The 24305-nt window shown below is 71.3% G+C and carries 19 protein-coding genes; 8 read left to right on the top strand and 11 right to left on the bottom strand.

From position 1 onward, the window contains the following. The first annotated feature begins 61 nt into the window (after positions 1–61). Positions 62–1096: a heat-inducible transcriptional repressor HrcA gene (gene hrcA, locus ACVTJA_RS47160; RefSeq protein WP_465830775.1), complete on the top strand. Its 1035-nt coding sequence runs from the start codon at positions 62–64 to the stop codon at positions 1094–1096. 6 nt (positions 1097–1102) lie between these two features. On the opposite strand, the gene ACVTJA_RS47155 is transcribed toward hrcA, so the two are convergent. The 3 genes from ACVTJA_RS47155 to ACVTJA_RS47145 all read right to left on the bottom strand — a co-directional run bounded on the left by ACVTJA_RS47155 (position 1103) and on the right by ACVTJA_RS47145 (position 6286). Beyond that, entirely contained in the window at positions 1103–3958 is a 2856-nt protein-coding gene (locus ACVTJA_RS47155) for a carboxypeptidase regulatory-like domain-containing protein (RefSeq protein WP_465830773.1), read from the bottom strand. A 203-nt stretch (positions 3959–4161) separates the two neighbouring features. Next, positions 4162–5172, bottom strand: a complete 1011-nt coding sequence (locus tag ACVTJA_RS47150) for a lipid kinase (RefSeq protein ID WP_465830771.1) — start codon at positions 5170–5172, stop codon at positions 4162–4164. 244 nt (positions 5173–5416) lie between these two features. Further along, positions 5417–6286 carry a calcium-binding protein gene (locus ACVTJA_RS47145; protein ID WP_465830770.1) on the bottom strand — a complete coding sequence of 290 codons (870 nt, stop codon included), beginning with the start codon at positions 6284–6286 and terminating at the stop codon, positions 5417–5419. A 263-nt stretch (positions 6287–6549) separates the two neighbouring features. Between ACVTJA_RS47145 and ACVTJA_RS47140 the strand changes: the two genes are divergently transcribed. Next, positions 6550–7008, top strand: a complete 459-nt coding sequence (locus ACVTJA_RS47140; protein WP_465830768.1) for a transcriptional regulator — start codon at positions 6550–6552, stop codon at positions 7006–7008. A gap of 97 nt (positions 7009–7105) precedes the next feature. On the opposite strand, the gene ACVTJA_RS47135 is transcribed toward ACVTJA_RS47140, so the two are convergent. From ACVTJA_RS47135 to ACVTJA_RS47125, 3 genes are all read right to left on the bottom strand, one after another. Next, entirely contained in the window at positions 7106–7813 is a 708-nt protein-coding gene (locus tag ACVTJA_RS47135) for an HAD family hydrolase (RefSeq protein WP_465830766.1), read from the bottom strand. 49 nt (positions 7814–7862) lie between these two features. Beyond that, positions 7863–8657, bottom strand: a complete 795-nt coding sequence (locus ACVTJA_RS47130; RefSeq protein WP_465830764.1) for a hypothetical protein — start codon at positions 8655–8657, stop codon at positions 7863–7865. A 106-nt stretch (positions 8658–8763) separates the two neighbouring features. Then, complete coding sequence (locus ACVTJA_RS47125) at positions 8764–9111, bottom strand: hypothetical protein (protein WP_465830763.1); 348 nt, start codon at positions 9109–9111, stop codon at positions 8764–8766. A 213-nt stretch (positions 9112–9324) separates the two neighbouring features. Between ACVTJA_RS47125 and ACVTJA_RS47120 the strand changes: the two genes are divergently transcribed. The 3 genes from ACVTJA_RS47120 to ACVTJA_RS47110 all read left to right on the top strand — a co-directional run bounded on the left by ACVTJA_RS47120 (position 9325) and on the right by ACVTJA_RS47110 (position 13268). Continuing rightward, positions 9325–10320, top strand: a complete 996-nt coding sequence (locus tag ACVTJA_RS47120) for a site-2 protease family protein (protein WP_465830761.1) — start codon at positions 9325–9327, stop codon at positions 10318–10320. Then, on the top strand, positions 10317–11099 hold the full coding sequence (locus ACVTJA_RS47115; protein WP_465830759.1) for a hypothetical protein: 783 nt from the start codon (positions 10317–10319) through the stop codon (positions 11097–11099). Before ACVTJA_RS47120 ends, ACVTJA_RS47115 begins: the two co-directional genes overlap by 4 nt. Before the next feature lie 180 nt (positions 11100–11279). Continuing rightward, a complete protein-coding gene (locus tag ACVTJA_RS47110) occupies positions 11280–13268 on the top strand; it encodes an ATP-dependent DNA helicase (RefSeq protein WP_465830758.1) in 1989 nt (662 codons plus the stop codon). A gap of 184 nt (positions 13269–13452) precedes the next feature. Here ACVTJA_RS47110 and ACVTJA_RS47105 read toward each other — a convergent pair whose 3' ends face one another. From ACVTJA_RS47105 to ACVTJA_RS47095, 3 genes are all read right to left on the bottom strand, one after another. Continuing rightward, a complete protein-coding gene (locus ACVTJA_RS47105; RefSeq protein WP_465830756.1) occupies positions 13453–15474 on the bottom strand; it encodes a TonB-dependent receptor in 2022 nt (673 codons plus the stop codon). Continuing rightward, positions 15357–16967, bottom strand: a complete 1611-nt coding sequence (locus ACVTJA_RS47100; RefSeq protein WP_465840689.1) for a helix-turn-helix domain-containing protein — start codon at positions 16965–16967, stop codon at positions 15357–15359. The genes ACVTJA_RS47105 and ACVTJA_RS47100 overlap by 118 nt, the downstream gene beginning before the upstream one ends. A gap of 773 nt (positions 16968–17740) precedes the next feature. Next, positions 17741–18019 (bottom strand): LysR family transcriptional regulator, encoded by a 279-nt coding sequence (locus tag ACVTJA_RS47095; RefSeq protein WP_465830755.1) that lies wholly within the window; start codon positions 18017–18019, stop codon positions 17741–17743. A 104-nt stretch (positions 18020–18123) separates the two neighbouring features. Here ACVTJA_RS47095 and map point away from each other — a divergent pair, with 104 nt between their 5' ends. The 3 genes from map to ACVTJA_RS47080 all read left to right on the top strand — a co-directional run bounded on the left by map (position 18124) and on the right by ACVTJA_RS47080 (position 22575). After that, the gene (gene map, locus ACVTJA_RS47090; protein WP_465840688.1) at positions 18124–18936 is read left to right on the top strand and encodes a type I methionyl aminopeptidase; all 813 of its coding nucleotides are present in this window, start codon (positions 18124–18126) and stop codon (positions 18934–18936) included. 307 nt (positions 18937–19243) lie between these two features. Next, positions 19244–19912, top strand: coding sequence for a DUF2231 domain-containing protein (locus ACVTJA_RS47085; RefSeq protein ID WP_465830753.1), 669 nt, complete (start codon positions 19244–19246; stop codon positions 19910–19912). A 251-nt stretch (positions 19913–20163) separates the two neighbouring features. Continuing rightward, the gene (locus ACVTJA_RS47080) at positions 20164–22575 is read left to right on the top strand and encodes an ABC transporter permease (protein ID WP_465830751.1); all 2412 of its coding nucleotides are present in this window, start codon (positions 20164–20166) and stop codon (positions 22573–22575) included. 231 nt (positions 22576–22806) lie between these two features. Here ACVTJA_RS47080 and ACVTJA_RS47075 read toward each other — a convergent pair whose 3' ends face one another. Continuing rightward, on the bottom strand, positions 22807–23187 hold the full coding sequence (locus ACVTJA_RS47075) for a c-type cytochrome (RefSeq protein ID WP_465830749.1): 381 nt from the start codon (positions 23185–23187) through the stop codon (positions 22807–22809). Next, entirely contained in the window at positions 23184–24143 is a 960-nt protein-coding gene (locus tag ACVTJA_RS47070) for a cytochrome c oxidase assembly protein (RefSeq protein ID WP_465830748.1), read from the bottom strand. The genes ACVTJA_RS47075 and ACVTJA_RS47070 overlap by 4 nt, the downstream gene beginning before the upstream one ends. Positions 24144–24305 lie beyond the last annotated feature (162 nt).

Raw genomic sequence — 24305 nt, 5'->3', positions numbered from 1 at the left:
ACTTCCGGTGGAGCCTGGGCGGATGTCTCACCGGGCCGCCGGCTCCGGAGTGTGAGCAGGGATGTCGTCCGAAGAGCTGGGAGAACGCGAAAAGGAAGTCCTCCGCGCCGTGGTCCAGGAGTACATCTCCACGGGTGGCCCGGTGGGCAGTCAACAGCTCACCCGCAGGCCCGGGTTCGACGTCTCCTCGGCCACCATGCGCAACGTGCTCGCCGACCTGGAGGAGCTCGGCTTCCTGGAGAAGCCGCACACCTCGGCCGGCCGCGTACCGACGGACCAGGGCTACCGCTTCTACGTGGACACGCTCGTCAAGCTGAAGGACCCGACGCCGCGCGACAGGGAGCTCATCCACGCGGGCCTCGTCCAGGAGTCCAACCTGGAAGAAGTGCTGGGCGAGGCGAGCCGCATCCTCCACTCCCTCACCCGGCACGCCGGCGTCGTGGTGACGCCGCGGCCCGACGCGTCCGTGTTCCACCGCATCGAGTTCGTCCGCCTGCGCGAGGACCGCGTGCTCGCGATTCTGGTGGGGCAGAGCGGCCAGGTTCACAACAAGGCGATTACCGTCGACTTCCCCATCAACTCGGACGAGCTGCTCAAGGCGAGCAACTACCTGTCCGAGCTCTTGCGCGAAGTCCCGCTGGAGGAGGCGCGCGAGCGCATCCGCGTGGAGATGGACCAGGAGCAGGCGCTCTACAACGCGCTGACGGCCAAGGCGCTGAAGCTGGGCGCGGCGGCCACGGACCTGCCCACCACGGAGCGGGTGCTCATCCAGGGCACGGGCTCGTTCCTGGAGGCGCCGGAGTTCGCGGACGTGGAGCGCATGCGCGCGCTCTTCAAGGCGCTGGACGAGAAGCACAAGCTGCTGTCGTTGCTGGACCGCGTGCAGCGCGCCAACGAGATGCAGATTTTCATCGGCGCGGAGAGCGACTTCTCCGCCGCCGGCGACGTCACCGTCATCGCCAGCCCGTACGGCAACCAGGAGCAGGTGCTGGGCACGGTGGGCGTCATCGGCCCCACGCGCATGGACTACCGGCGCGTGATTCCGCTGGTGAACTTCACCGCGCAGGTGCTGTCGCGCGTGCTGGAGAAGGTGTAGCGCGCGCTACGGTGCGCGGGTGACGAGCAGCTCCTGCTCCACGCCCGTGCGCCGCAACTGGAGGCGCACGGGAGAGCCGGGCGCCCCGCGCGTGCGGGACTCGGCCTCCGTCCTGTCGCGGACCACCAGCCCGTCCACCATCACCAGCCGGTCTCCCACGGAGACTCCCGCGAGCGCCGCGGGCCCGTCCGGCGTCAGCCAGGCGAACGTCACGTAGCCGCGGTCCTCGCTGAAGCCCGCCCCCAGGGTGCCGGGCGCGGCGCGGCGCGGGGACACCGTGACGTCGCCCAAATCACTCGCCTGCGCGGCCGCCACGCGCACCGTGCGCGTCTCCACGCGCCCCTCGGGCGGCCACAGCCGCACGGTGTGCGAGCCGGGGCGCACGTCGTCCAGGCGGAAGCGGCCATCCGGTCCGGTGCGCGCGTCGGGGGTGGACGACACCGGGCGGTCCAGGAACACCGCCACGCCCGCGGCGGCTCCGCCTCGACTCCACACCGCGCGCCCGGAGATGGAGGACGCGCCGCCCGTGAGGGGCACCTCCACCTCCGAGGTGCTTCCCGGCGTCAGCGTCACCCGGGCCTCGCCCGTGCGCCCGTCCTCGGTGCGCACCGAGACCTTCACCGGCTGGCCGGGCGCGTCCGGCAGCGAGAAGGTGCTCCCGGGGAAGCGCCGGGTGGTGGGCCAGGCCTGGGCCCATGGCAGCTCCTCGCCATTCACGTCCCGCAGCTCCAGCGTGAAGCCGTCCGGAGGGGCTCCGCTGGGCGCCACCACGCGCCCTCGCAGCGTGGCCGCGGGCTGGAGGCGCACCGTCGCGGGGCCCTGGCCCTCGCGCGCGCCCTGCAGCCGGCCCATGCGGCCGCCGTTGAAGGCCACCAGCTCCAGCGGGGAGGCGTTGGGCGGACGCTGGGGCAGGGCGAAGTGGCCCACCTCGTCCGCGCGCACCCGCAGCGTCATCGCGAAGTCTCCACCCTGGATGGCGGCCACCACCGCCAGCGGGCTGGGCGCGCCCGAGGGCTCCAGCACGGTGCCGGAGAGCGCGCCCGCGTCCTCCTTCAGCGTGAGGTCCTGCCGCACCGACGCGCCCGCGGACACCGTCACCGCCGGGTCCTCCTCCGCGTGGAAGTAGATGGGCGAGGCGGGCGGCAGCGCCACGAGCTGATACACCCCCGCGGCGAGCTCGAGCTCGAAGCGTCCCTGCGCGTCCGTCTCCACGTGACCGATGCCCGCGGTGCCGTTGCGCGGGAGCGCGTACACCAACGCCGGCCCCGTGAGGGGCGCCCCCGAGCCGCGCGTCACCTGGCCCGACACGCTGCCCGACTCCGGCAGGGTGAAGTCCACGCGCGTCGTGGTGGCGGGCTTCAGCACCTCCCGCTGGAGGGCTCCCTGGGAGGCTCCCTCGCGGTGAGCCTGGAGGGAGGTGAGGCCCGCTTCGAGCCCCTCCAGCCGGTACGAGCCGTCCGCGCCGGTGAGCGTGGTGCGCGCCACCCCGCCGGCGGTACGGGGCTGGGCGCGCACGGTGGCCCGCGCCACGGGCCGGCCCTCGCCGTCCACGACGGAGCCCTCCACCACCGCCGTCGCGGGCTCCAGCTTCACGTCCAGCGGGGTGTAGCGGCCCGGCGTTACCACCACGGCCTCGCGCTCGAGGCCCGTCATGCCCTGCGCGCGCACGGCCACGTCGTACTCGCCCGGCGGCAGGTCCATGTGCCACCCGCCGCGCTCGTCGGAGGTGGCGCGGCCCATGGCGCCCGTGCCACCTGAGGGAGTGGCCACCAACACCGCGCCGCGCACCGGCGCGTCGTCCGTCGAGGACACGGTGCCCTCCAGCCCGCTGGCCCCGCCCAGGGTGACGGTGAGGCCGCGCAGCGTCTCGCCCGCGGCCACGGAGTAGATGCCCGGCGCGCGGCCCGCGGACTCGCCGCGCCGCGCGGAGACCACCCAGGCCCCCGCCTGCACCTCGAGCGCGAAGCCGCCGCCCTCGCCGGTGGTGGTGCTCGCCGGGGTGAGGCCTCCCGACGCGGACACCTCGGCTCCCGCGACGGGCTGGCCCTTCGCGTCCACGACGAAGCCCTCCAGGGTGGCCGCGCTCCACATCCCCACCACCAGCTCGCCGGATTGCGGCACCTGGAGCAGGCGCAGTGTGCGGCGGCTGAAGCCGGCCGCCTCCGCCGTCAACTCGTAGCGGCCCGGCGCCAGCCCGGCGAAGGCGAAGCGGCCGCGCGCGTCGCTCTTCACCGCGTGGGACTCCTCCGGCACGTCCACGGGCTCCGTCCCCAGGCGGGCCACGCCGGGGTACGGGCGCAGCGTCACCTCCGCGAGCGGCACCGGCTCATCGCGGCCCTCCACCACGGTGCGGCCCTCCAGCGACACGCCCGCCGGCAGGGAGAGCTCCACGGCCGTCTCCGCCTCTCCCACGGGCCGCGAGGCCTCGCGCCGGGCGGGGCCGTGGCCCGGAGCGGACGCGGACAGGAGGTAGTCACCGGGGCCGGCGGGCAGCCGCAGCGTGCCATCCGCGCCGGTGATGCCCTCGCCCGCGTGGCGCCAGGGCGTCGTCCCGCTGCCGTCCGCCGCGAGGCGCAGCCACGCCCGCACCTGTGCGCCCGCCACCGGGCCCGAGCCATCCACCACGCGCAGCACGAAGGCCCCATCCTCGGGCGCGGCGGCCTTCTCCAGCGCGGGAGTGGGCGTCGCGCCCGCGCGAGGCGGAGTCCCGGTGGCAACGGGGCCGGGCGCCGCGGCGGACGAGGTGTCCGGGTGGGGCTCCGTCGCGCCTCCCGGGGCCGGCACGCGGAGCCAGAGGAGCAGCCCTGCTGCGATGGCGAGGCAGGCGGCGAGGAGGAGGGGAAGTCGGGAACGTTGGCGCACGGGCTCGGCCTCCCCACGGCGGGAGAAGGGGGCCGCCGCCGCGGATGGCCCAGCCTAGGTCAGCAGGGAACCTGAATCGAAATTCATGTCGGCGTGGGTGCGTCGACGCACGGCGTCGTGGGTGCCGCGAGGCGAGAGCTCGAAGCCACATTCATGCCGACGCGGGTGCATAGACGCGTCGAAGCGCGAACCTGAGGCCGGATTCAGGTTGGCGCGGGTGCGTAGACGCGCAGCGCCGCCGGGGCCACCTCGAAGCGCATGGGGGTGCGGCCGATGAGCTCTCCGTCGGCATTCACCTCCTGCACCGGGTCCGCCTCCACGTAGAGGCGGGCCGCGCGCAGGGACGTGACGGCCGGGTGCTCCTGGTGCTCGCCGGAGCGCAGCGACAGGGCCACTCTCGCCAACGTGGCCACGTCCTGCAGGTGACCCAGGCCGGTGCCCTCGCGGCCGTTCGCCGCGGAGGGGGCGGTGATGGCGTACACGTGGAGGCGCCGGTCATCGAGCTGTGCGTCGGGCGACACCACGTTGCCCGCGCCGTGGTAGCGGCCGTTGCCCACCACCAGTTGCAGCGCGTCCAATTCCAACTCCTGGGTGTCCGCCAGGATGCGCAGGTGGAAGTGTTGGAGGTCCTTCACCTCGGCGGCGGCGGCCACCGGGTAGGCCAGCTTCCCCGCGCGCTGCTTGAGGCGCTTCGTCAGCCGCTTCGCAATCGCGGTGGCGAGGCCCAGGCTGGCCGCGTTGAGGAAGGGACGCCCATTGGCCAGCCCCACGTCCACGCGCGCGGTGTAGCCATTCGCGATGACGTCGCACGCGGCCTCGATGTCCGGAGGAATGCCGAGCGAGCGCGCGAAGTCGTTGCCCGTGCCCAGCGGCAGCACGCCCAGCGTCACGTCCCGGCCGAGCAGCCGCGCCACCACGCAGCTCAGCGTGCCGTCCCCTCCGCCCACGAGGATGTTCCGCGCACCGAGTTGGGTCATCCGCTCCAGCACGTGCTCCAGGCGTTCCTTGCGGGACAGCGCGTAGCACTCCACCAGCGGGACGCCGCGCTCGGAGAGCTTCGCGCGAGCCAGGTCGAAGGCCTCGCGTCCCGAGCGCGAGCGGGTGTTCACCACCAGCACCGCGGGCCCGTCGTCCAGGGCGCGGCGGCGCGGAGGCTCGATGAGGGCGGGTTCCAGGACAGCCTCTCTTTCGCAGGTCCCCGTCAACGTATTCACGCGGGAGCATGCGGGCCAGCGGCCCGCTCGGACAGGGCCGCGGCGGAAGTGTCAGAAAGGGAAACCCCCAGGACGCCGGGAGGGCGACCTGGGGGCCGGGGACGCGACACCTGGGGGAATCCGAGCGGGCTGCCGCGTCCCCGCGGCTCGTGCGCGGGGGCTACTTCTCCACGGCTTCGGCGTGGCGCTGCTCCTTCGCGGCTCCGGCGCGGGATTGCTGCTCCGCCGCTTGGAGCGTACGGGGCTACTCCTCCGCCGCGTCGCGGCCTTCGATGATGCGGCGCTGGATTTCCTCGCGCAGCGGCAGGGCCTCCTCGCTGCTGAGCACGCCGTCACCATTGGTGTCGTAGGTGGCCATCAGCGTGGCGCGGCGCTGCTGGGCGGCGGCCACCCGGTCCTGGCGCAGCGTCAGGCGCTCACCGTCGTCCAGCACGCCGTTGCCGTTGGTGTCGTACTCGGCGACCAGCGCCTGGTGCTTCTCACGCCATTGCGCGAGCACCGCCTGCCGCGCCGCCTGGCGCTCCGTGGCGTCCAGCTTGCCGTCGCCATTGGCGTCGAACTTCTCCAGGCGCTCGTCGCGCAGCCGCTCGCAGCGGGCCTGCATGGCGTCCACCAGCGCGGCGCGCTCCTCGGCGGACAGCGTGCCGCTGCCGTCCTCGTCGAAGGCCCAGCGCACCCGCCAGAAGGCCCAGTGGCGCACGCGCTGGCGCAGGGCGGCGAGGCGCGGGCGCACGCTCTCGCGCCGCTCGCCCAGGTCCGCCTTCAGGTCGGCCAGCTCCGCGCGGCTCAGCGTGCCGTCCCCGTCCGCGTCGTACTTGTCGAGCACCTCCTGCCGGCGGGCGCTGAAGTCGCACACGTTGCCGTCGTCCGTGGGCTCCACGTTCAGGGTGTCCACGTCCTCGCCGGCCATGGACGTCAGGGTGGAGGTGTCCGCGTCGGCCACCGCGTCACCGCCGATGGCGCCACCCTCCTCGGAGGCGGTGAGGAACGCGGCGGCCTCGCCGACGTAGAGGTCCTCGGTGGCGTCGTCCTTTCCACAGGCGACGAGGCCCAGGGGCAGGGTGAAGCACAGCGCGGCGGCGAGCAGACGGCGGTGGGAAGCGAAGCGGTTCATGGGATTCCTCCAGAAGGTGGGGCGGTGCTGCGGTGTCCGGCCTCGCTCCTCCTGAACCCGGCCCGCGCGGAGAAGTTGCGGGAGGAATTTCCGCGCGTGCGCCGGGCACTCCGCGGTGCGGTGGCAAGTGCCGATGTGGGCCCCGACGTTCCCGGGTGGACACATGTGGCCGGGGCCCCGCTTCCATGTGGGCAGGTGGCTGCCCACCTTTCCGGCGACGCTGGCTCCACACCGGCGCCGACCCATTGCCAGGAGGGCAACGCATGGCACGTGGAAGCAAGGCGAAGTACTCGGCGAAGCAGAAGCGCATGGCCGAACACATCGAGGAGGGTTACGAGAAGAAGGGCGTGGGCGAGAAGACGGCGGAGTCCCGCGCCTGGGCCACCGTCAACAAGCTCACCGGTGGCGGTATGAAGGGCGGCTCCGGCAGCAAGGCCAAGGCCGCGCGCCGCCGTCCCGTCGCGCGCAAGAATGCGCGCAAGGCCGGTGCGAAGGGTGGAAAGGCTCGCGCCGCGTCCACCCGCAAGGCCACGCGCTCCACGCGCTCGGGCAGCAAGTCCACGTCGCGCAGCACCGCCGGGCGCCGGGCCACCGCGAAGCGCGGCTCCACGAGCAAGCGCTCCCGGAGCACGTCATCGCGCGGCGGCGTGCGCGGTAGCAACCGTAGGAGCACCAGCAGCCGGGGCCGGAGCGGCGGCCGCCGGAGCAGCTCGCGGAAGTAGCGCGCCGGGCTTTCCGTCCCATCTCCCGCGCGCGTGGGAGATGGGGCGCGGCGCGGCTCGCCTCTTCCGCGTCCCCGGGGAGTCCAGACGCTCGCGCCTACTCGTCCTTCGCGGGCTGCGCGGCGCCGGCCTCGTTCCACGGCCAGGCGCGAGGCGACGCCTCGAATCGCGCGAGCAGCTCCGTCGGGTCCTTCACCAGCGTGCGGCAGCCCGCGGAGCGCAAATCATCCGGGGGGAAGCCGCCGGCCAGCACGCCCACCGTGGGCAGCCCCAGCTTGTTGGCGGCGAGCGCGTCATACGGGGTGTCGCCCACCACCACCGTGCCTCGCACGTCCGGGCGGCCCAGACGGGCCAGCGCCGCCTCGAAGATGTCCGGGTGAGGCTTGCTCCGGTCCACCTCGTCCTTGCTCGTCCGCACCTCGAACAGGCCGTCGATGCCGCACAGCTTCACGTACTGCTTCAGCTCCTCCTCCTTGGCGCTGGACGCCAGGGCGATGCGGAGGCCGGCCGCGCGCAGTCGCTGGAACAGCTCGCGCACGCGCGGGAAGGCGCGCACCTTGGGCAGGAACTCTTTCATGAAGAGCTGACCGCGGTACTCCTCCAAGTCCTTGCCGAAGCGCTCCAGCTCCTCGTCGTTGAAGAACACGGGCACGAGCTGGTCGGCGCCCTTGCCAATCTGGCTGCGCACGTGCGCGAAGGGAATGTCCCGGCCGAAGTGCAGGAAGGCGCGCCGCCATGCCTCGGCGTGCTCGTCCACCGAGTCCACCAGCGTCCCATCCACGTCGAAGATGACGTTCTCCACCATATGTCCCAGTAACCCCCGGCAGCGAAGGTGGGGACGATGTGGAGGCCGGTCAACCGCCCGAGGGGGGCGTGCCCGGAGCGGACTCCACCAGTGTCCGGGACTGCACCGCGTAGCCTTCCGGCGCGGTGAGGGTGAAGGCGTCATTGGGCAGCGGCACGTTCAGCTCCACGCGGCCGAGCACCGTCTCCCCCACCTGTCTGCCTCCCAGCCACCGGGTGAGGCGCTTCGGCACGCACATCCCGAGCGCTTCGTCGCAGTGCTCCTCCTCCACGCGCTCCTCGGCCACCGTGCCGTCCGGGGCGCGGGTGCGCTTCGCCAGGAAGTCCAGCTTCGGCCAGCGCAGCACGTAGACCATCTCCACGCCCTCGGCCTCGCCCTCCAGCGTCTGCACCAGCTCCACCGCCTCGGGCGCGCGCGGGTGCGTGGCGCGGCGGGCGGTGGCGCTGCGCAACAGCAGCGGCACGCGGAAGCCCTCCGGGGAGAAGGGGCTGAATGTCTGGTTGAGGAAACCGGCGAGCTTCGCCGGGGGCAGCTCCGACTTGAAGCTGCTGAAGGACTTCTCGGGGTCCACCTGCTGGAACAGGTGCGTGCCGTCCCACGCGAAGGTGCGCGAGGCGGGCGGGCCCAGCGAGCCGCGCATGCGGTGCGGCGCGCGGTAGTCGAAGGTGAAGGTGACGGCGTCCATGCCCTCGTCCTTCACGGTGCCGGCGATGCGGTAGCTGGTGAGCTTCGCGTCGCGCTCGGCGAGCTTCGTCCTCACCTCCGCGGCGAGGTTGGCGTCCGCGCCCTTCCGGGAGCAGCCGGCAATGGCGAGGAGGGCACACGACAGGAGGAGGACGCGCATGGGAGCTGACAAAGGAGAGGGGAGGGACTGTGTTGCACAAAAGCAAGGAGGCCCGCCTGTCGCCAGGGGGCCTCCCGCTCACCACCGCTATCGCGGAGGGTGTGGACTACTTCACCGCCACGCCGGTGGCGCTGGACGAGGTCACGCCGATGATGAAGCCGGTCAGCGCGTAGATGCCGTGACGGGGCGTGGTGCCGGCGGTCAGCAGCTCCACCTTGGAGGCGCCCATGGCCTTGGCCTCGGCGATGAGGAGCTTGTTCACGACGGTGTCCAGGTCGCTCTGGACGATGTCGATGATGTGGAAGATGGCGGTCAGGCCCAGGGCGTTCGCCTGAACGACGGCGACGGCCTCTCCATTGGAGGCAATCTCGGTACCGGAGACGACGGCGCTCTCAACGCTGGTGCAGGCAACCAGGCTGCTGGCGGCGATGGCGGACAGGACGAACTTCTTCATGGTCTTCCCCTCTTCAAAAGACGCTTGTGCGGTGGCTGAGCGTCCTTGGAGAGCGCCCGGCCGTTCGATAGGGACCTCAAGCGGCCGGGGGTCGTAGCAGATGTCGACTCTGTGTCAAGGTCCGTCCGAAACAGACTGTCTCAGAGGGGCTGGTCGGGGGCGCATTGCAATGCACACCTCCTCTTGCTAGCCAACCCCGAGGCTTCCTTGCGCATGGACACCGTCCCCGTCGCCCGTCCCGCTCCCCGGTACTGGGTCCACCTGTTGCTCCTCCTGCTGACGGTGGGGACCACCTTCACCTCGTATCTCCTCTACTTCCACTTCCAGCGGCCCTACACGCCGGGGGAAGTCTCGCCCGACGCGGCGCTGCGCGCGCTGGCCTTCAGCCTGTCGCTGCTGGCCATTCTCGGCTCTCATGAAATGGGGCACTACACGCTGGCGCGCCTGCACCGCGTGGACACGTCGCTGCCCTACTTCATCCCGCTGCCGGTGCTGGGAGTGGGCACGCTGGGCGCCGTCATCCGCATCCGCGACAGGATTCCGCACCGCAACGCGCTGGTGGACATTGGCGCGGCGGGGCCGCTGGCGGGGCTGGTGGTGGCCATTCCCATCCTCTTCTGGGGGCTGGCGCACTCCACGGTGGTGGACGCGCCGAGCCTGCCCATGGCCTTCCCCGGGGACGACTCGCTGTGGGCGTACGGGCGGGACCTCTTCGCGTGGGTGATGGCGAAAATCACGCACGCGCCGCCCGCGCCGGAGGAGGCCTTCCACGGCGTGCACACCGTGTTCGGGGACAGTCTGCTGATGCAGGGGCTCACCCGGTTGGCGGTGGGCCCGGTGCCCGAGGGCAAGGACGTGCTCGTGCATCCGGTGGTGATTGCCGGCTGGTTCGGGCTGCTCGTCACGCTGCTCAACCTGATGCCGGTGGGGCAGCTCGACGGCGGGCACCTGGCCTTCGCGGTAATGGGGCCGAAGGCGCGGTGGGTGGGGCGTGGGGTGGCGCTCGTGCTGCTGTTCCTCACCGTCTTCGTCACCGCGTCATGGGGACTGTGGCTCCTGGTGACGAGCAAGCTGGTGGGCTTCGGTCATCCGGATGTGGTGGAGCCTCGCGAGCCGCTCAGCCTTTCACGCAAAATCATCTGCGCGCTGTGCCTGTTGGCACTCATCGGCTGTGCGATGCCCATCCCCTTGAGGCAGGTGGTGTCATGAAGTTCCAGTGCGAGGCGTGCGAGCGGCTCGTGCCCCTGGAGGTGTTCCGGGTGGAGGCGGGCGTGCTCGTGGTGAAGTGCGACCGCTGCGGCGAGGAGAGCCGCGCTCGCATGGCCTCGTCCTACGCGGTGGGTGCTTCTTCGCTGCCCGGGGAGGGCGCGGGCGGCACGCCAGGCAGTCCTCCGCCGCCGGAGCCCGTCGCCACTGTCTCCGGCCCGCCCGTCCCTCCGGGCCTGACGCGCGCCAGCTCGCCGTCGCTGCGCGTGGTGCGGGGGCGGACGGCGAGCGCGCCCCCGCCCGGTGAGGCGCTCTTCGAGGCGCCGCCGGGCACCTGTCCCAAGTGTGTGGCACCCCGGCGCGAGGACGCGGAGTCCTGTACGCAGTGCGGGCTCGTGTATGTGAATTTCAGCGCGGACGAGCACCGGCCATCCGCCGTGCTGGCGGACGCATGGCAGGCGCTGGCCGCGCGGTGGGACGACTGGGACGCGCATGACCGGCTGATGACGCTGGCCATGGGGCGCGGCGAGCTGGCCATGCTGGGGCGGCTATACCGGCTGCGGCTGGCGCGGGCGCCGGACGATACGATGGCCCAGCGCGGCCGGGACGAGCTGGTGCGGCGGGCCACGCTGGTGGTGCCCGCGACGTCCGAGGTGACCTCCGGCCCGTCCGCCGCGCAGAAGCGCGTGAAGACCCTCGCCCTGACGGTGCTGCTGCTGGCGCTGGTGGCGATGGCCGTGTTCATGTTCCAGAACCTGCGCGAGCTGATGTCGGGGCCCTGAGGCACGCCCCGGCGCGAGCGGATGTCGGGGCCCTGAGGCACGCCCCGGCGCGGTGGGTGCCTCCCCGTGGACCGGCCGGGCATGCGAGGGGCCGGGGCCGGCGGTGGACGGAAACGCGCCTGAATCGGGGCTCGCTGCTATCTTGTCCGGCCGCCCCCGTTCTCCTTGCGTCCGGTGCCGATGTCGCTCCCCAGTTCCACGTCCCACACCGTCGACAGCCTCCTCGGTCCCGGAGGGGCGCTCGAAATGGCGCTGCCCGCGTACGAGCACCGCCCCGAGCAGCTCCAGATGGCACGCGCAGTAGAGCGAGCCTTCAACGAGCGCAGCTACCTGCTGGCGGAGGCCGGCACGGGCACGGGCAAGACGCTCGCCTACCTGGTGCCCGCGCTGCTGTCGGGGCGCCGCGTGGTGGTGTCCACCGCGACGAAGACGCTGCAGGACCAGATCTTCTTCAAGGACCTCCCGCTGATGCGGGAGAAGATGGGGCTCCAGTTCGAGGCCGCGTACCTCAAGGGGCGCAGCAACTACCTCTGCCTGCACCGCTACGACGCGTTCTCGAAGGACCCGCAGTTCTCCTCGCGCGAGGAGGCCCGCCTCTGGCCGAAGCTGAAGAAGTGGGCGGATGCCACGGAGACGGGAGACCGTGCCGAGCTGGACCTCCCCGAGTCCTTCAGCGCCTGGTCGCGCCTGTCCACCACGTCCGAGACGTGCATGGGCACGAAGTGCCCGCTGTATGAGAACTGCCACGTCACGCGCATGCGCAAGCGCGCGGAGGGCGCGGACCTGTTGGTGGTGAACCACCACCTCTTCTTCGCGGACCTGTCGCTGCGCAGCTCCGGCAAGCGCAACGAGGGTGTGCTGCCCTGGTACGACGCCGTCATCTTCGACGAGGCGCACGCGCTGGAGGACGCGGCCAGCGGCCATTTCGGGGTGAGCGTCTCCAACTACCGGCTGGAGGAGTTGGCTCGGGACGCCGTCGTGGCGCTGAAGGAGGAGGACTCGCGTCACGCCATGCTGCGCGCGCTGGCGGCGCGGCTGCGCAGCAGCGCGGAGGCGCTCTTCGCGCAGGCGCCTCGCGCGCTGGGGCTGTCCGGGCTCGAGTCCTCGGTGGCGCTGAAGCCGGAGACGATGGAGAAGCTGTCCACCGCGGTGGAGAGCGTGCGCGAGTCGCTGGGCGCGATGTCCTCCTTCACCGTGGGCGAGCGCGAGCCGGAATTGGCGGCCCTCACGCGCCGCGCGGACGAATTGGACGAGCAGCTCGGCTTCCTGCTGAAGGCCGAGTCGCCGGACCACGTGTACTGGGCGGAGCAGCGTGGCAAGGGCATCTTCCTGCGCGCCAGCCCCATCGACGTGGCGAAGGAGTTGCGCGAGCGGATGTACGGCGCGCTCGACACGGTGGTGTACACGTCCGCGACGCTGGCGGCGGACAGCCGCTTCGACTTCTTCGCGAAGCGGATGGGGTTGTACGGCGAGGACGGGCAGCCGGTGACGCAGGTGCGGACGCTGGCGGTGCCCAGCCCGTTCGACTTCCCCACGCAGGCGGCCCTGTACACGCCCACGCATCTGCCGGACCCGGCGGCGCCGGGCTTCATCGAGGCGGCGGCGGAGGAAATCCTCCAGCTCTGCGAGGTGACGGGAGGCCGCGCCTTCGTGCTCTTCACCTCGTTGCGCAACATGGTGCGCGCGTACGAGCTGACGGCGGGGCGGCTGCCCTACCAGGCGCTGCTCCAGGGCGAGCGGCCGAAGCAGCAATTGCTGGAGGCCTTCCGCGAGACGCCGAGTGTGCTCTTCGCGGCGCACAGCTTCTGGGAGGGCGTGGACGTGCCGGGGGACGCGCTGAGCCTGGTCATCATCGACCGGTTGCCCTTCGCGTCACCGGGGGACCCGCTGGTGGCGGCGCGCATCCATCAGATTCAGCAGCGGGGCGAGGAGCCCTTCGAGCAGTACCAGTTGCCGCAGGCGGCGCTGGCGTTGCGTCAGGGCTTCGGGCGGCTCATCCGCACGCAGGCGGACCGGGGCATCGTCGCGATGTTGGACAGGCGCATCGTGACGAAGGCGTACGGTCGCGTCTTTCTCTCCAGCCTGCCGCCCGCGCGCCGCGTGGACGACGTGGTGGAGCTGAGCCGCTGGTTCAACGGCCCGGTGCGGCCGGTGCGCACGATTCGCTGAGAGGGCCGCTGGTTCAACGGCCCGGTGTGCGGTGCGCGTGTGCACGATTCGCTGAGCCGGCGACAGGCTCACCGCGGCGCCCGCGCGGCACCGGTCTGGGCGATGAGGGCCTCGGCGATGGCGGGCCAGTCCGCCTCGTGCAGCTCATGCCCCGCGCGGGTGCTCCTGGCAGGGGATGCTGTGTTCAGGGCACTCCGCGCAGCCGCAGGCCCACGCGCGCCATGAGCGGTGGACCCCGCGTGTCCACGCCCGCGCGACCGGCGAGGTACTCGCGGTCGAAGAGGTTCTCCACCGCGGCGAAGACGTCGAGCTTCCAGAAGAGGTGGCGGCTCGCGGCCACGTCCACCAGGGCATAGCCACCCATGCCGCGCTCGTTGAGGTCGTCCTCGTACTGCGGCCCGGTGACGCGAAGCTGAACCGTGGCGGTGAGGAGGGCCGGGTCCTCGAAGCTGACGATGGCCGTGCCCCGGTGCCGAGGGTCCTGCGCGAGCTGCTTGCCCACCAGCTCCGGCTGTCCCGGCGCGAGGAGGACGGTGGGGTCCACGAAGGTGTACGCGAGCAGCGCCGTCCACCGGGCTGACAGCCGCCAGTCCACGCCGGCCTCCACGCCGCGCACGCGCGCGCGGCCCAGGTTCTGCCGCTGGCGGGTGGTGCCGTCCGGCAGCGGCTCGGCGAGCGTGACGTTGGTGATGGCGTCGTCGAGCACGTTCCAGAAACCGGTGACGCGCGCCGTGAGTCCCTGGAAGGGTCCGGCCTCGACGCCGGCCTCCGCGCCCCAGAGGCGCTCCGCGCGCAGGTCCGCGTTGGCGGCGGTGAGCACGGTGCCCACCTGGAAGGGACGGTACAGCTCGTTGAGCGTGGGGGCGCGGAAGGCGCGATAGCCGGAGGCGCGCAGGGTGAGCCAGTCCACGGGACGCAGGCGGATGCCCAGGCGCGGACTGAGTTGCTGCTCGGTGCGGTCCTCGAAGGCGGTGGTCTCCACGTCGCCGCTGGCACGCTCCACGCGCTGCTCGCCCTGCGAGTTGCGCCAGAGGTCCAGGCGGAGCGCGGCGGACAGCTCCAGCGCGGGGGAGACGGTGTAGAGGTCCTGGAGGAAGACGCCGCCGGAGAGTTGCTCGCCACCCGCGGCGCGCAGCAGCGTGGAGGCCGGGGTGGGCTCGGGAGGGAAGAGGTGCTCCTCCGAGGTGCCTGCCATGCGCCGGACGTCCGCGCCAGCAGTGAGCACGTGCGTGCCGCCCCACGTCAACGCAGGAACCGTCCACACGAGTGATGCGCCCTGGTCATCCGCGGGCACGTCCTGCGAGGCCGCCGTCGCTTCGACAGCGCGGTCCGGCGCCACGCGAGCGCGCTGCTGCTCGAAGCGCTGCAACCGGCCGTAGACGTCCAGGGCGAAGGTGCCGAGTCTCTCCGTGCGAAGTCGGGCACCCGCGCCGAAGTGGGCCTGCTCCACGCGGGCGGTGGTGGAGCGAGTGCCGCCGTTCTGGTTCTCCCGGAAGAGGCCCGCGCGGGCGGAGACGGAGAGCGCTTCCGAGACGTCCGACTCGACGCGGCCATTGAGCACGGCGTGGTTGCTGGGCGTGTTCGTGTCGATGGAGCCCCGCTGCGAGGCGACGACGAGGGGATAGCCGTCGCTGGTGAGCAGCTCCGTCTCCAGCGATGCGCGGACAGGGCCCCAGGTGTCGGCGCCCCGCGCGGCGAAGAAGCCGGTGTCGAGGTTGCCGTAGGCGAGGTCCGCCGCGAGCTCGGGGCGTGCGATGGGACGCGAGACGAGCTGCACCACGCCTCCGAGCGCGGCGCTGCCATAGAGGGCGGAGCTGCCGCTGGGGACGACCTCGATGCGCTCCAGCCCGAGCCGGGGCAGCGAACGCCAGAAAATCCACCCGCCGAACGGGTCATTCACGGGAATGCCGTCCAGGAGCACGAGGCCGCGAGCGACGCCCGAGGGCGCGAGCCCTCGGAGGTTGAGCCCCTGCGCGGTGGGGTCCGACACGAGGCTGGGCGTGCGGCGGAACGTGGTGGCGGAGGGCAGGGTGCGCACGAGCGCATCCTGCGTGAGTGTGGGGCTCCGCTCGATTTCAGCGCGAGGAATCACCACCGTGGTGGCGGGGACGTCGCGCATGGGACGGGGCAGTCGCGTGCCCGTGATGACGGTTCCGGCGGAGGAGCGCGCGCCTTCGGGAGCAGGAGTGCCAGGCTCCGAGGCCACGCCCGCATCGGCTCCGTCTCCGGTCGTGGCGACGCCCGCGTCAGTTCCGTCTCCGGCCGTGGCCACGAACCCGTCCGCGCCGCCGTCGGAGGCTTGCGCTCCTGCTCCTGTTGACAGCAACAGCGCGAGCAGGAGCGCCCAGGGACGGAGTCGAAGGCATGGAGCGGAGCACGGAGAGTGGCTCGAAGGGAATTGCGGCGTGCACGGTCCGGACATTCCGCTTGCTCTACCGGATGCACCGGCTGACGGGCACGCGGTGACGTCAGCGGCTGAGGACTGCAGGTGGGGTCACCGTCACGTGCTGAACGACGCCGGGCGGCTCGTGTCCGAGGGCGGCCTGCGAAATGGGCTGCTCCTGCCCGCCGCCGGACCGCCCTCGGACCCGTGAATGCGCTTCGCCGAAGGACGAACCTGGTCCGACAGCCAGTCGCCAGCGCCGACTCCAGCTTCACGTGAGGGACTTCGGCTGCTTCGCTCGCACGAGGTGGCTGCGCTCCCGCCACCACAGCCAGCGCTGAAGTCGCATCCGCCGCTGTCCGCGTTGAAGTCGCATCCGCCACGGCCGGCGCTGAGGTCGCATGCGCCACGGCCGGCGCTGATGTCGTATCCGCCACGGTCGGCGCTGAAGTCGCATCCGCCGCTGTCCGCGTTGAAGTCGCATTCGCTACGGTCAGCCCTGAAGTCTTATCCGCCGCTGTCTGCGTTGAAGTCGCATGCGCCTCTGCTCGCAAGGAAGTTTCGTCCGCCGCTGTTCGCGCTGAGGTCGCATCACCAGGAGGTGGGGCGGCGACTGTCATTTCCTGTGAGAGCGATGTACCCGCCGTCGCGAAACCGCTCATTTCTCCGGGGGAGGGCTCCTTCGTGGTGGGAGGGGGAGTGCCAGCACCTCGCGGGCCGGAGTCTTCGGGACGAATCAGTGCACGCCAGAGTGCCGTGGCCGAGGCGAGGATTTCGGCCTCGCCCACCTGTGCATCATTTTGCGCCACCGAGCGCGCCAGCTCCGTCAGCGCGCCCCATACCAGCTTCTCGCCCACGCGGCCGCAGCCAGGAGCGAAGACGCCCTCGCGCTCGCCAATCTCCAGCACCTCGCGCACCAGTGCCCGGGTTGCGCCGCCGTATGACTGCGAGCGGATGATGGCTCCCGGGTACGAAGGCCAGAACGGCGGGTGCGTATCCGGTGTATGGGCCCGCGGATGCCAGTGCAGGAAGGTGAAGGCGAAGAGGGCTCGTTGTTGCAACGCCCACCACGCCAGCTCCCACCACCATGCATGGAAGGCCTCGCGGAAGCCCACGCCCGGCTCTTGGCGTTTCCACTCGAAGGCCGAGCGTGCCTGCTCACTGAGACACATCTCGGTGAAGTCACGAACCGCGAGGGAGATGCCCTCCTTGTTTCCGTAGCGGCGGTACAGCGTACCCACCGAGCAGCCGATGACTCGCGCCAGTTCCCAGGTCTGCACCTTCTCGTAGCCGCGATCCGCCAGGACCTTCGCCATGCCGTGCATGGCGTTGGCGTGCACCGATTCGTGAAACCACATGACCCCATCCCCTTCCCACACCCTCGGCGACCAGCTGCCGGGAACACATCGTCAGTGACTGCCTGTCTACCGGATGGGTCTGACATGCGGAGCACCACGAGGTGACGTCCCAGGTTCGAGCGTCAGCGCACGTTGAAGGCCTCATGGGCCTCGTCATTCCATGCAGGAGCTGGGATTGACCGCCTGGCTCGTGTGTCTTCACGGTGGAATGAGCGCTCATTCCACGAGGTACTTCGCCTGACAATGGAGAGGTGAGCGCCGTGCATCCAGGTCCTGGAACTGGAATGCCTGGCTCGTGGTGCCGCAGTGGTGGAATGAGCGCTCGTTCCACGAGGTACTTCGCCTGACGACGGAGAGGTGAGCGCCGCGCATCCAGGTTCTGGAACTGGAATGCCTGGCTCGTGATGCCGCCACGGTGGAAGGAGCGCTCACTCCGCCATGCATTCCGCCTGACGGAGCGGAGGGCGCCGCACATTCAGGACCTGGCGCTGGCTGCCCGGAATGGGGGCATTGCAACGGAGGGAATGCTCATTCCTCAAGGCACTTCTCCTGACACCGGAGTGACCATCGCGGGGCATTCAGCAGGTTGTGCTGAGGAGCTGGTATGCGGTGCCTCCAAAGTGGAGGGAACCGTCATTCCGCGGGGTCCTCACCTCATGAATAGGCGTGTGTACCGCGCAGCCAGCCGATGGTGGAGCTGGCGGCGTCGTCCTTCGCGAGGAAGGTCAGGCTCAAATGCTGGTGCGGTTGCTCGCGACGCCTCGCACCGTGTGCACCGCCGCGTCGACCTCCGCGAGGATGCGGCGAGCGTGGACGAGGAACGCCTCGCCCGCGGGGAGCAGGCGCATGCCGCGCCCCGTCCGCTCGAACAGCGGTGCGCCGAGCTCGTCCTCGAGCGCGAGGATGTGACGGCTGAGCGGAGGCTGCGTCAGGTGCAGCCTCCGCGCGGCTCGGCCCACGTGGCACTCCTCGGCCACGGCGACGAAGGACTGGATGTGCGTGAGGCTCACGGTCCGGAGACTACCGCGCTCCGAAGGCCCGGTACACGCCGGGCTCTCTGTCATGCTGAAACAGCATTGGACGGAGTGCCGGGATGGACGCCACCTTGCCCGGCATGACGATTCCCCTCTTCAAGGGTACCGACGTGGAGCGCCTGCGTCGCGCCAGCCAGGCGGCCGCGGGCACGTTGGCGTACGTGGCGTCGCGGCTCGCGCCCGGAATCTCCACGGCGGACATCGACGCGTGGGTTCGCGAGGACACGGTGCGCCGGGGTGGCAGGCCAAGCCAGTTGGGCTTTCACGGCTTCCCCGCCACCGTCTGTACCAGTCGAAACCACGTGGTCTGCCACGGCATCCCTCGTCCGGACGAGCACCTCGCTCCGGGTGACATCATCAATGTGGACGTGACGACATTCCTCGACGGCTTCCACGGGGACACCTCGGCCACGTTCCTCATCGGAGAGGTGTCGGCGGAGGCTCGGCACGTGGTGGACGTGGCGCGGCGCTGCCGGGACGCGGGCATCGCGGTGGTGCGTCATGGCGCGAAGCTGGGCGACATCGGCGCGGCCATCGAGGAGCTCGCGCACAAGGAGGGCTGCTCCGTCGTGGAGGAGTTCGGCGGCCATGGCATCGGTCACCAGATGCATGGTCCGCCGGTAGTGCCTCACACGGGGAGGCGCGGCACGGGCATCAAGCTTCGCTCGGGGATGGTCCTCACCATCGAGCCGATGGTGAACCTCGGACGCAAGGGCATCCGCGTGATGCCGGACAGATGGACCGTGGTCACGGAGGATGGGAGCCTCTCCGCCCAGTTCGAGCACACGATTCTCGTCACCGCCGACGGTTGTGAAGTGCTCACCCGGCAGGAGCTGCCCCTCACCATCCCAGTGTCCCAGATGCAGAGCCTGGACGCGGGACACGCCGGCTGAGCACCGTCAGGCTGGAGGGCAGGCAGACGCGTTCCATCGCTTCAAGGCATGGCGACAGGACACTCCGGTCGGATGCGTCCCGCTGGAGGCCTCGGCAGGCTCGCGTCATCCCTCCAGGGCATGAAGCCGGAACGCGACGACTGGATGGAAGCCCCCTGGAGGGCAGGCAGTCTGGCGTTACTGCCTGAGACACGGAGGCGAGACCGCACGACAGGAGCGGATCCGGATGCAGGGCGGGCAGGCAGCCGTGCCTGCCGTGGCTCAGTGGGGTGCCTACCCTTCATCGTCGAAGCCAGGAGGGCGGGCGATGAAGAGAGAGATGTTGCTGCATGAGCTGCACCCCTCGGTGGTCCACGCACCGCTGGCGCTGCTGCCCACGGCGGCGGTGGCGGACCTCATCTCGGTGGCGACGGGTGACCGGGCCTGGGCGAGGGTCGCTCGTCGGGTGTGGGTGGCCGGCACGCTGAGCGGCGTGTTCGCGGGTGTCGCGGGACTGGCCGCCAGCCAGGAGGTGCGGATGGATTCTCCTCGCGCCCGGGACATGACCTTCCTGCATGGCGTGGGCAACTCGGTCATCCTGCTCGGGGCTCTGGGCGTGACGGCGTGGCGGCTGAAGCGCGAGCCCACCGTCGTCACGGCGGTGCTGGGGCTCGCCGCGTGCGGGCTGGCGCTCTACACGGCGTCGCTCGGCGGGAAGATGGTCTACGAGCTGGGCGTGGGCATCAATCCGATGCCCGAGGACTCGCCGCAGGGAACGCTGAAGGGGCCACCGCTGCTGTCGGCTCGAGCGCCCGTGGCCCTGGTGAAGGACGCGCTGCTGGGCGTGAAGTGGCTGGTGTCGCGCACGCGCGAGTGGCTCACCGGCGCGCGGCCATTGGCCCCCGGTGCCGAGGGCCTGCGTTCCAGCGAGGACGCCACTCTGCCGCTCCCTCTCGATGCATCCTCTGCGGCCGGGCGCGCGATGCCGCAGGCGTAGGTCGGCCGACGCACGATGCCGCAAGGAGCCGGGCCGCGAGCGTGACGGTGCCCGAGGTGTGCCCGGGAATGGGACCGCGTGTTCCCACTTCCGGGCATGCCCGCCAGGCGGCCGAGACGGCTCGCCGCCATGCAGCGAGGCGGGAGGCTCCGTCTTCGAGTGGCCGGACATGGCACTCTTGTTGCTCACATCCGCGACGTCCCTCCCAGGCCCCTCGCACGGGTCTGCCCGCTCGCGCCGATACACCCCCCATGGCCTCACTCCTCCAGGAACTCCGGCTCGCCGTGCGTTCGATGCTCCGCGAGAAGGTGTTCACCGCGGTCGTCGTCACCACGCTGGCGCTCTCCATTGGAGCGACCACGTCCGTCTTCAGCATCGTGTACCAGGTGCTCTGGCGACCCCTGCCGTACCCGGAGGCCTCGCAGCTCTACCGGCTCTTCCAGACGACCACGCCGGGCGCGGGCGCGGGGCCCCTGCGCGACAGGGTCCGCGTGACGCTCCCCGTGTGGAACGCCTGGCGCGAGGGCGCGCGGAGCTTCTCCCGAATCGAGGGCTTCCATGGAGGACGGCAGGTCCTCAGCGGCACCGAGGCGGATGACCGGCTCACGGTGGGCCGCGCCTCCGCCGGGCTCCTCCCGATGCTCGGAGTGCAGCCCGTGCTGGGGCGGCTCTGGGGCGCGGAGCTCGAGGTGCCCGGCGGGGACTCCGAGGCCGTGCTCGCGCATTCCCTGTGGCAGCGGCTGTACGGCGCGGACCCGCGCGTGCTCGGGCGGAGCATCGTCCTGGATGACCGGGTCCACACCATCGTCGGTGTCCTCCCCGCGGGCTTCCAGCTCGAGCCGGAGGTGGAGGTCTGGAAGCCGCTGGCGTTGGACCCGGCCACCGAGCAGGGCAGCGCGCTGCGCGTCTTCGGTCGGCTCCAGCCGGGCCTCACTCCCGAGCAGGGGCGCTCCGAGCTCGTCCGGCTGGCCCTGGACACCGAGCGCGTTCCGGGCGTGGTGCTCACCGGCGCGAGCGTGGAGCCCCTGCATCAACTCTGGGTCGAGCAGTCCCGCACGCAGTTGCAGGTGGTGAGCGTGGTGGCGGCGTTGTTGCTGCTGCTCGGCTGCGCCAACCTCACCAACCTCCTCCTGGCGCGGGGAAGCTCGCGCCTGCACGAGATGTCGGTGCGCCTCGCGCTGGGCGCGAGCCGGGCACACCTGGTCCGGCTGGTGTTCGTGGAGAGCGCGGTCCGTGCGTTGCTCGGCGGCGTCCTCGGCCTGCTCATCGCGCTGTGGGGGCGGGACTTGATGGGCACCCTCGTCCCTCCGCAGCTCATGTCCGGGCCGGGCGTGGAGCCCTTCGTCCTGGTGACGGCGTCGGTGGTCTCCCTGACGACGGCGGTGCTGGTGGGCCTGTTGCCCGCGCTCCATGCCTCGCGGGGGACGGGGGCGCTCGTCTCCATGGCGCGAGGCACGCGCGTCACCTCATTGGGGCTCACCCGCTCCGTGCTCGTCGTCGTCCAGTTGTCGCTGGCGATGGTGCCGCTGGTGGGCGCGGGGCTCATGCTGCGCACGGTGTGGAAGCTCCAGGATGTCCCGCTCGGTTTCGAGCCGCGCGGCGTGACGGTGGCGGAGGTGTTCCTGCCACTGGAGAAGTACTCCGGCGAAGACGCCGCGGCCTCCGTTGCTCGGGAGCTCCTCGCCGGCATCGAGTCGATTCCCGGCGTGTCCGCCGTGGGGCTCACGGGCAACCTGCCCTTCTCGGGCAGCGTGTGGCGGCAGACGACGCGCTTCCAGCTCGTGGGTGAGGCCTCGTCCGGCGAGGCCTCGCCCCAGGTGGGCTACGTGCCCGTCACCGGGGGCTACTTCCAGGCGCTCGGGATTCCGCTGAAGGAGGGCCGTTATCCGGACGCGCGTGACACGGCCTCCAGCCCTTGCGTGGTCGTCGTCACCGAGGCCTTCGCGCGCCGCTTCCTTCCGGGGCGGAGCGCCGTCGGGGCGCGGCTCGAGCTGGATGTGGTGGACTCGGGTGAGCGGAAGGTCCACGAAGTCGTGGGCGTCGTCGGGGACGTGCCGATGGAGCGGCTCTCCGTCATGCCCTCGGGGGACATCTATGTGCCCCTGTTCCAGGACCTGCGCCACAACCTGAACCTCGCGGTGAAGTCCACGCTGCCCGCCGGACAGCTCATGCCCCTGCTGCACCAGCGGCTCCGCGCGACGGATGCCAGCCTCCGGATGGTGAAGGCCCGTCCGCTGGAGACGGTGGTGGAGGAGAGCTATGCGCAGGCGCGCGTGGTGGGTGGGCTGCTCGGCGCGTTCGCGGTGTTGGCGGTGGTGCTGGCGGCGGTGGGCTTGTACGGCATCCTCGCCTTCTGGGTGGCGCAGCGCACCCGCGAGCTGGGGATTCGGAGCGCGCTGGGGGCGACGCCGCGCCGGCTGCTGCGCATGGTCATCGGGCAGGGGATGCGGCTCACGGGCCTGGGGCTCATGGCGGGGCTCGTGGGGGCCGCGCTGGTGGCGCGGGCGCTCGCGGCGATGCTCTTCGGTGTCTCCACGTATGACCCGCTCATCTTCCTCGGCGCGCCCGTGGTGCTGCTGCTCACCGCGCTCGCGGCGAGCTGGCTTCCGGCGGCCTCGGCGATGCGCGTGGCTCCGAACGAGGCCCTCAAGCGGGACGGTTGAGCCAGGACGACCGTGGCGGGGATGTGCACCGACTGCCGCGCTCACCTCGCGGCACCTCCAGGCTGGCTGGCGTCCGGGCATGTTGCTGGCAGCAGCACTCGGTCCACGCGTCATTCAGGCTGGGTGACGCGTCCGGGCATGTTGCTGGCAGCAGCACTCGGTCCACGTGTCATTCAGGCTGGGTGACGCGTCCGGGCATGTTGCTGGCAGCAGCACTCGGTCCATGCGCCATTACCGCAGAGTGTACAGGTACGCGGCGATGTGGCGCGCGTCCTCCTCGGTGACTCCGACGTCCGGCATGGCGTTGCCGGGCTCCACCTGCTGCGGGTGACACACCCACTGCATCAGGTTCTCCGGCGAGTTGGTGAGCCGGCCCGCCAGGTACGAGCGCACGCCGATGGCCTCCAGGGACGGTCCGACCTGCCCACTCGCTGCCGGGACGCCGGGAATCACGTGGCATCCGCCGCAGCCGTAGTGCTGGAGGGCCACCTTGCCGCGCGCCGGGTCGCCTCCGGTGAGCTGGGCCGCACGCTCCTCCGCGTCGTGATTGCAGCCCGCGAGCGCCATCAGCATCAGCGCCACGAGTGTCACTCCCATGCGTCGCGGGCTCACGGGCGGACCTCCTTCGGAGCCGGAGCCGTGGGCGTAGCCGTCGCGCCGAGCGACACCCGTCGCTCCGACTCGCCGAGCCACGCCGCGAACAGCGCCAGCCCCAGCGCCATGAAGATGGCACCCGACGGTATCCACATGATGAGCCCCGCGAGCTGCTGGTCCTCGAGCGCGCCCAGGCCCCACTCGCGAGCGCGGCCCTCGTAGAGCGGATACCAGACGGAGCGAGCGAAGGTGAGCAGCGCGCCGAGGATGCTCGTGTGCGCGGCGGTGGCGAAGACGAAGAGGACTCCCACGCCATGGCCCGCGCGGCCGTAGCGACCGCGCAGCAGGGCCCACCAGAAGAGCGCGGCGGTAAAGAAGAAGCTCAGGTGTTGTACCGCGTGCACGGCCTCGCTCCGGAGCGCCGCCTCGAAGAGCACGGGGATGTGCCAGACCCAGCGCGCCACCGCATGCACGAGCAGCACCACGAAGGGCCCCGTGAGCGCGCGCCACGTCGAACGCACGAGTGGAGCCTGGACGGCATGAGCCACGCGCTCGCGGGCGGGAAGGGGCAGGGCCCACAGGGCCGTCAGGTGCGGCCGGCCGAGCACCCGCAGCGGCGCGGCCACCAGCATGAGCAATTCATGCTGCGTCATGTGCGCCGAGAAGAGGATGTCGCTGAGCTCGTCGAGCGGGGACATCAGCGCCACCGCCAGCGTGAGCCAGCCGAGCGCGAAGGCCACTGCCTTCCAGCGGCGCACGCCACGGCCGGGCTCTGAGTTGCGCCACAGTCGCCACAGCCCGCGTACATAGAGGAACGAGGAGACCGCCAGCGTCCCCAGTACCAGCGGGTCCCACGTCCACCAGCCCAGGACGGTGCGCGCGGTGAGGTGGTGCTCGCCGCCATGGGCCCACGCCAGCGTCGGGAAGAGCAGCCCCATCAGGCGCAGCGGACCCGCCTGCCATCCCCGAGTCATCGGGGCTTGCCACGAGGGCAGGTACCCGGGTGGAGCGGATGCCCGAGACCTGTGAATGGCGATGTGCCCGTCCTCACCCACGGCGAGCATGCGGACTGTTTGGCAGGAGGCGCCATCCGACGGCCGGGGACGCCGGAATGAGCGCTCATTCCGCAGAGCCTC

This window comes from Pyxidicoccus sp. M6 (genome assembly GCF_055568925.1).
Note: the sequence above shows the minus strand (reverse complement) of the source record. Positions and strands in the feature narration are given on the sequence as shown.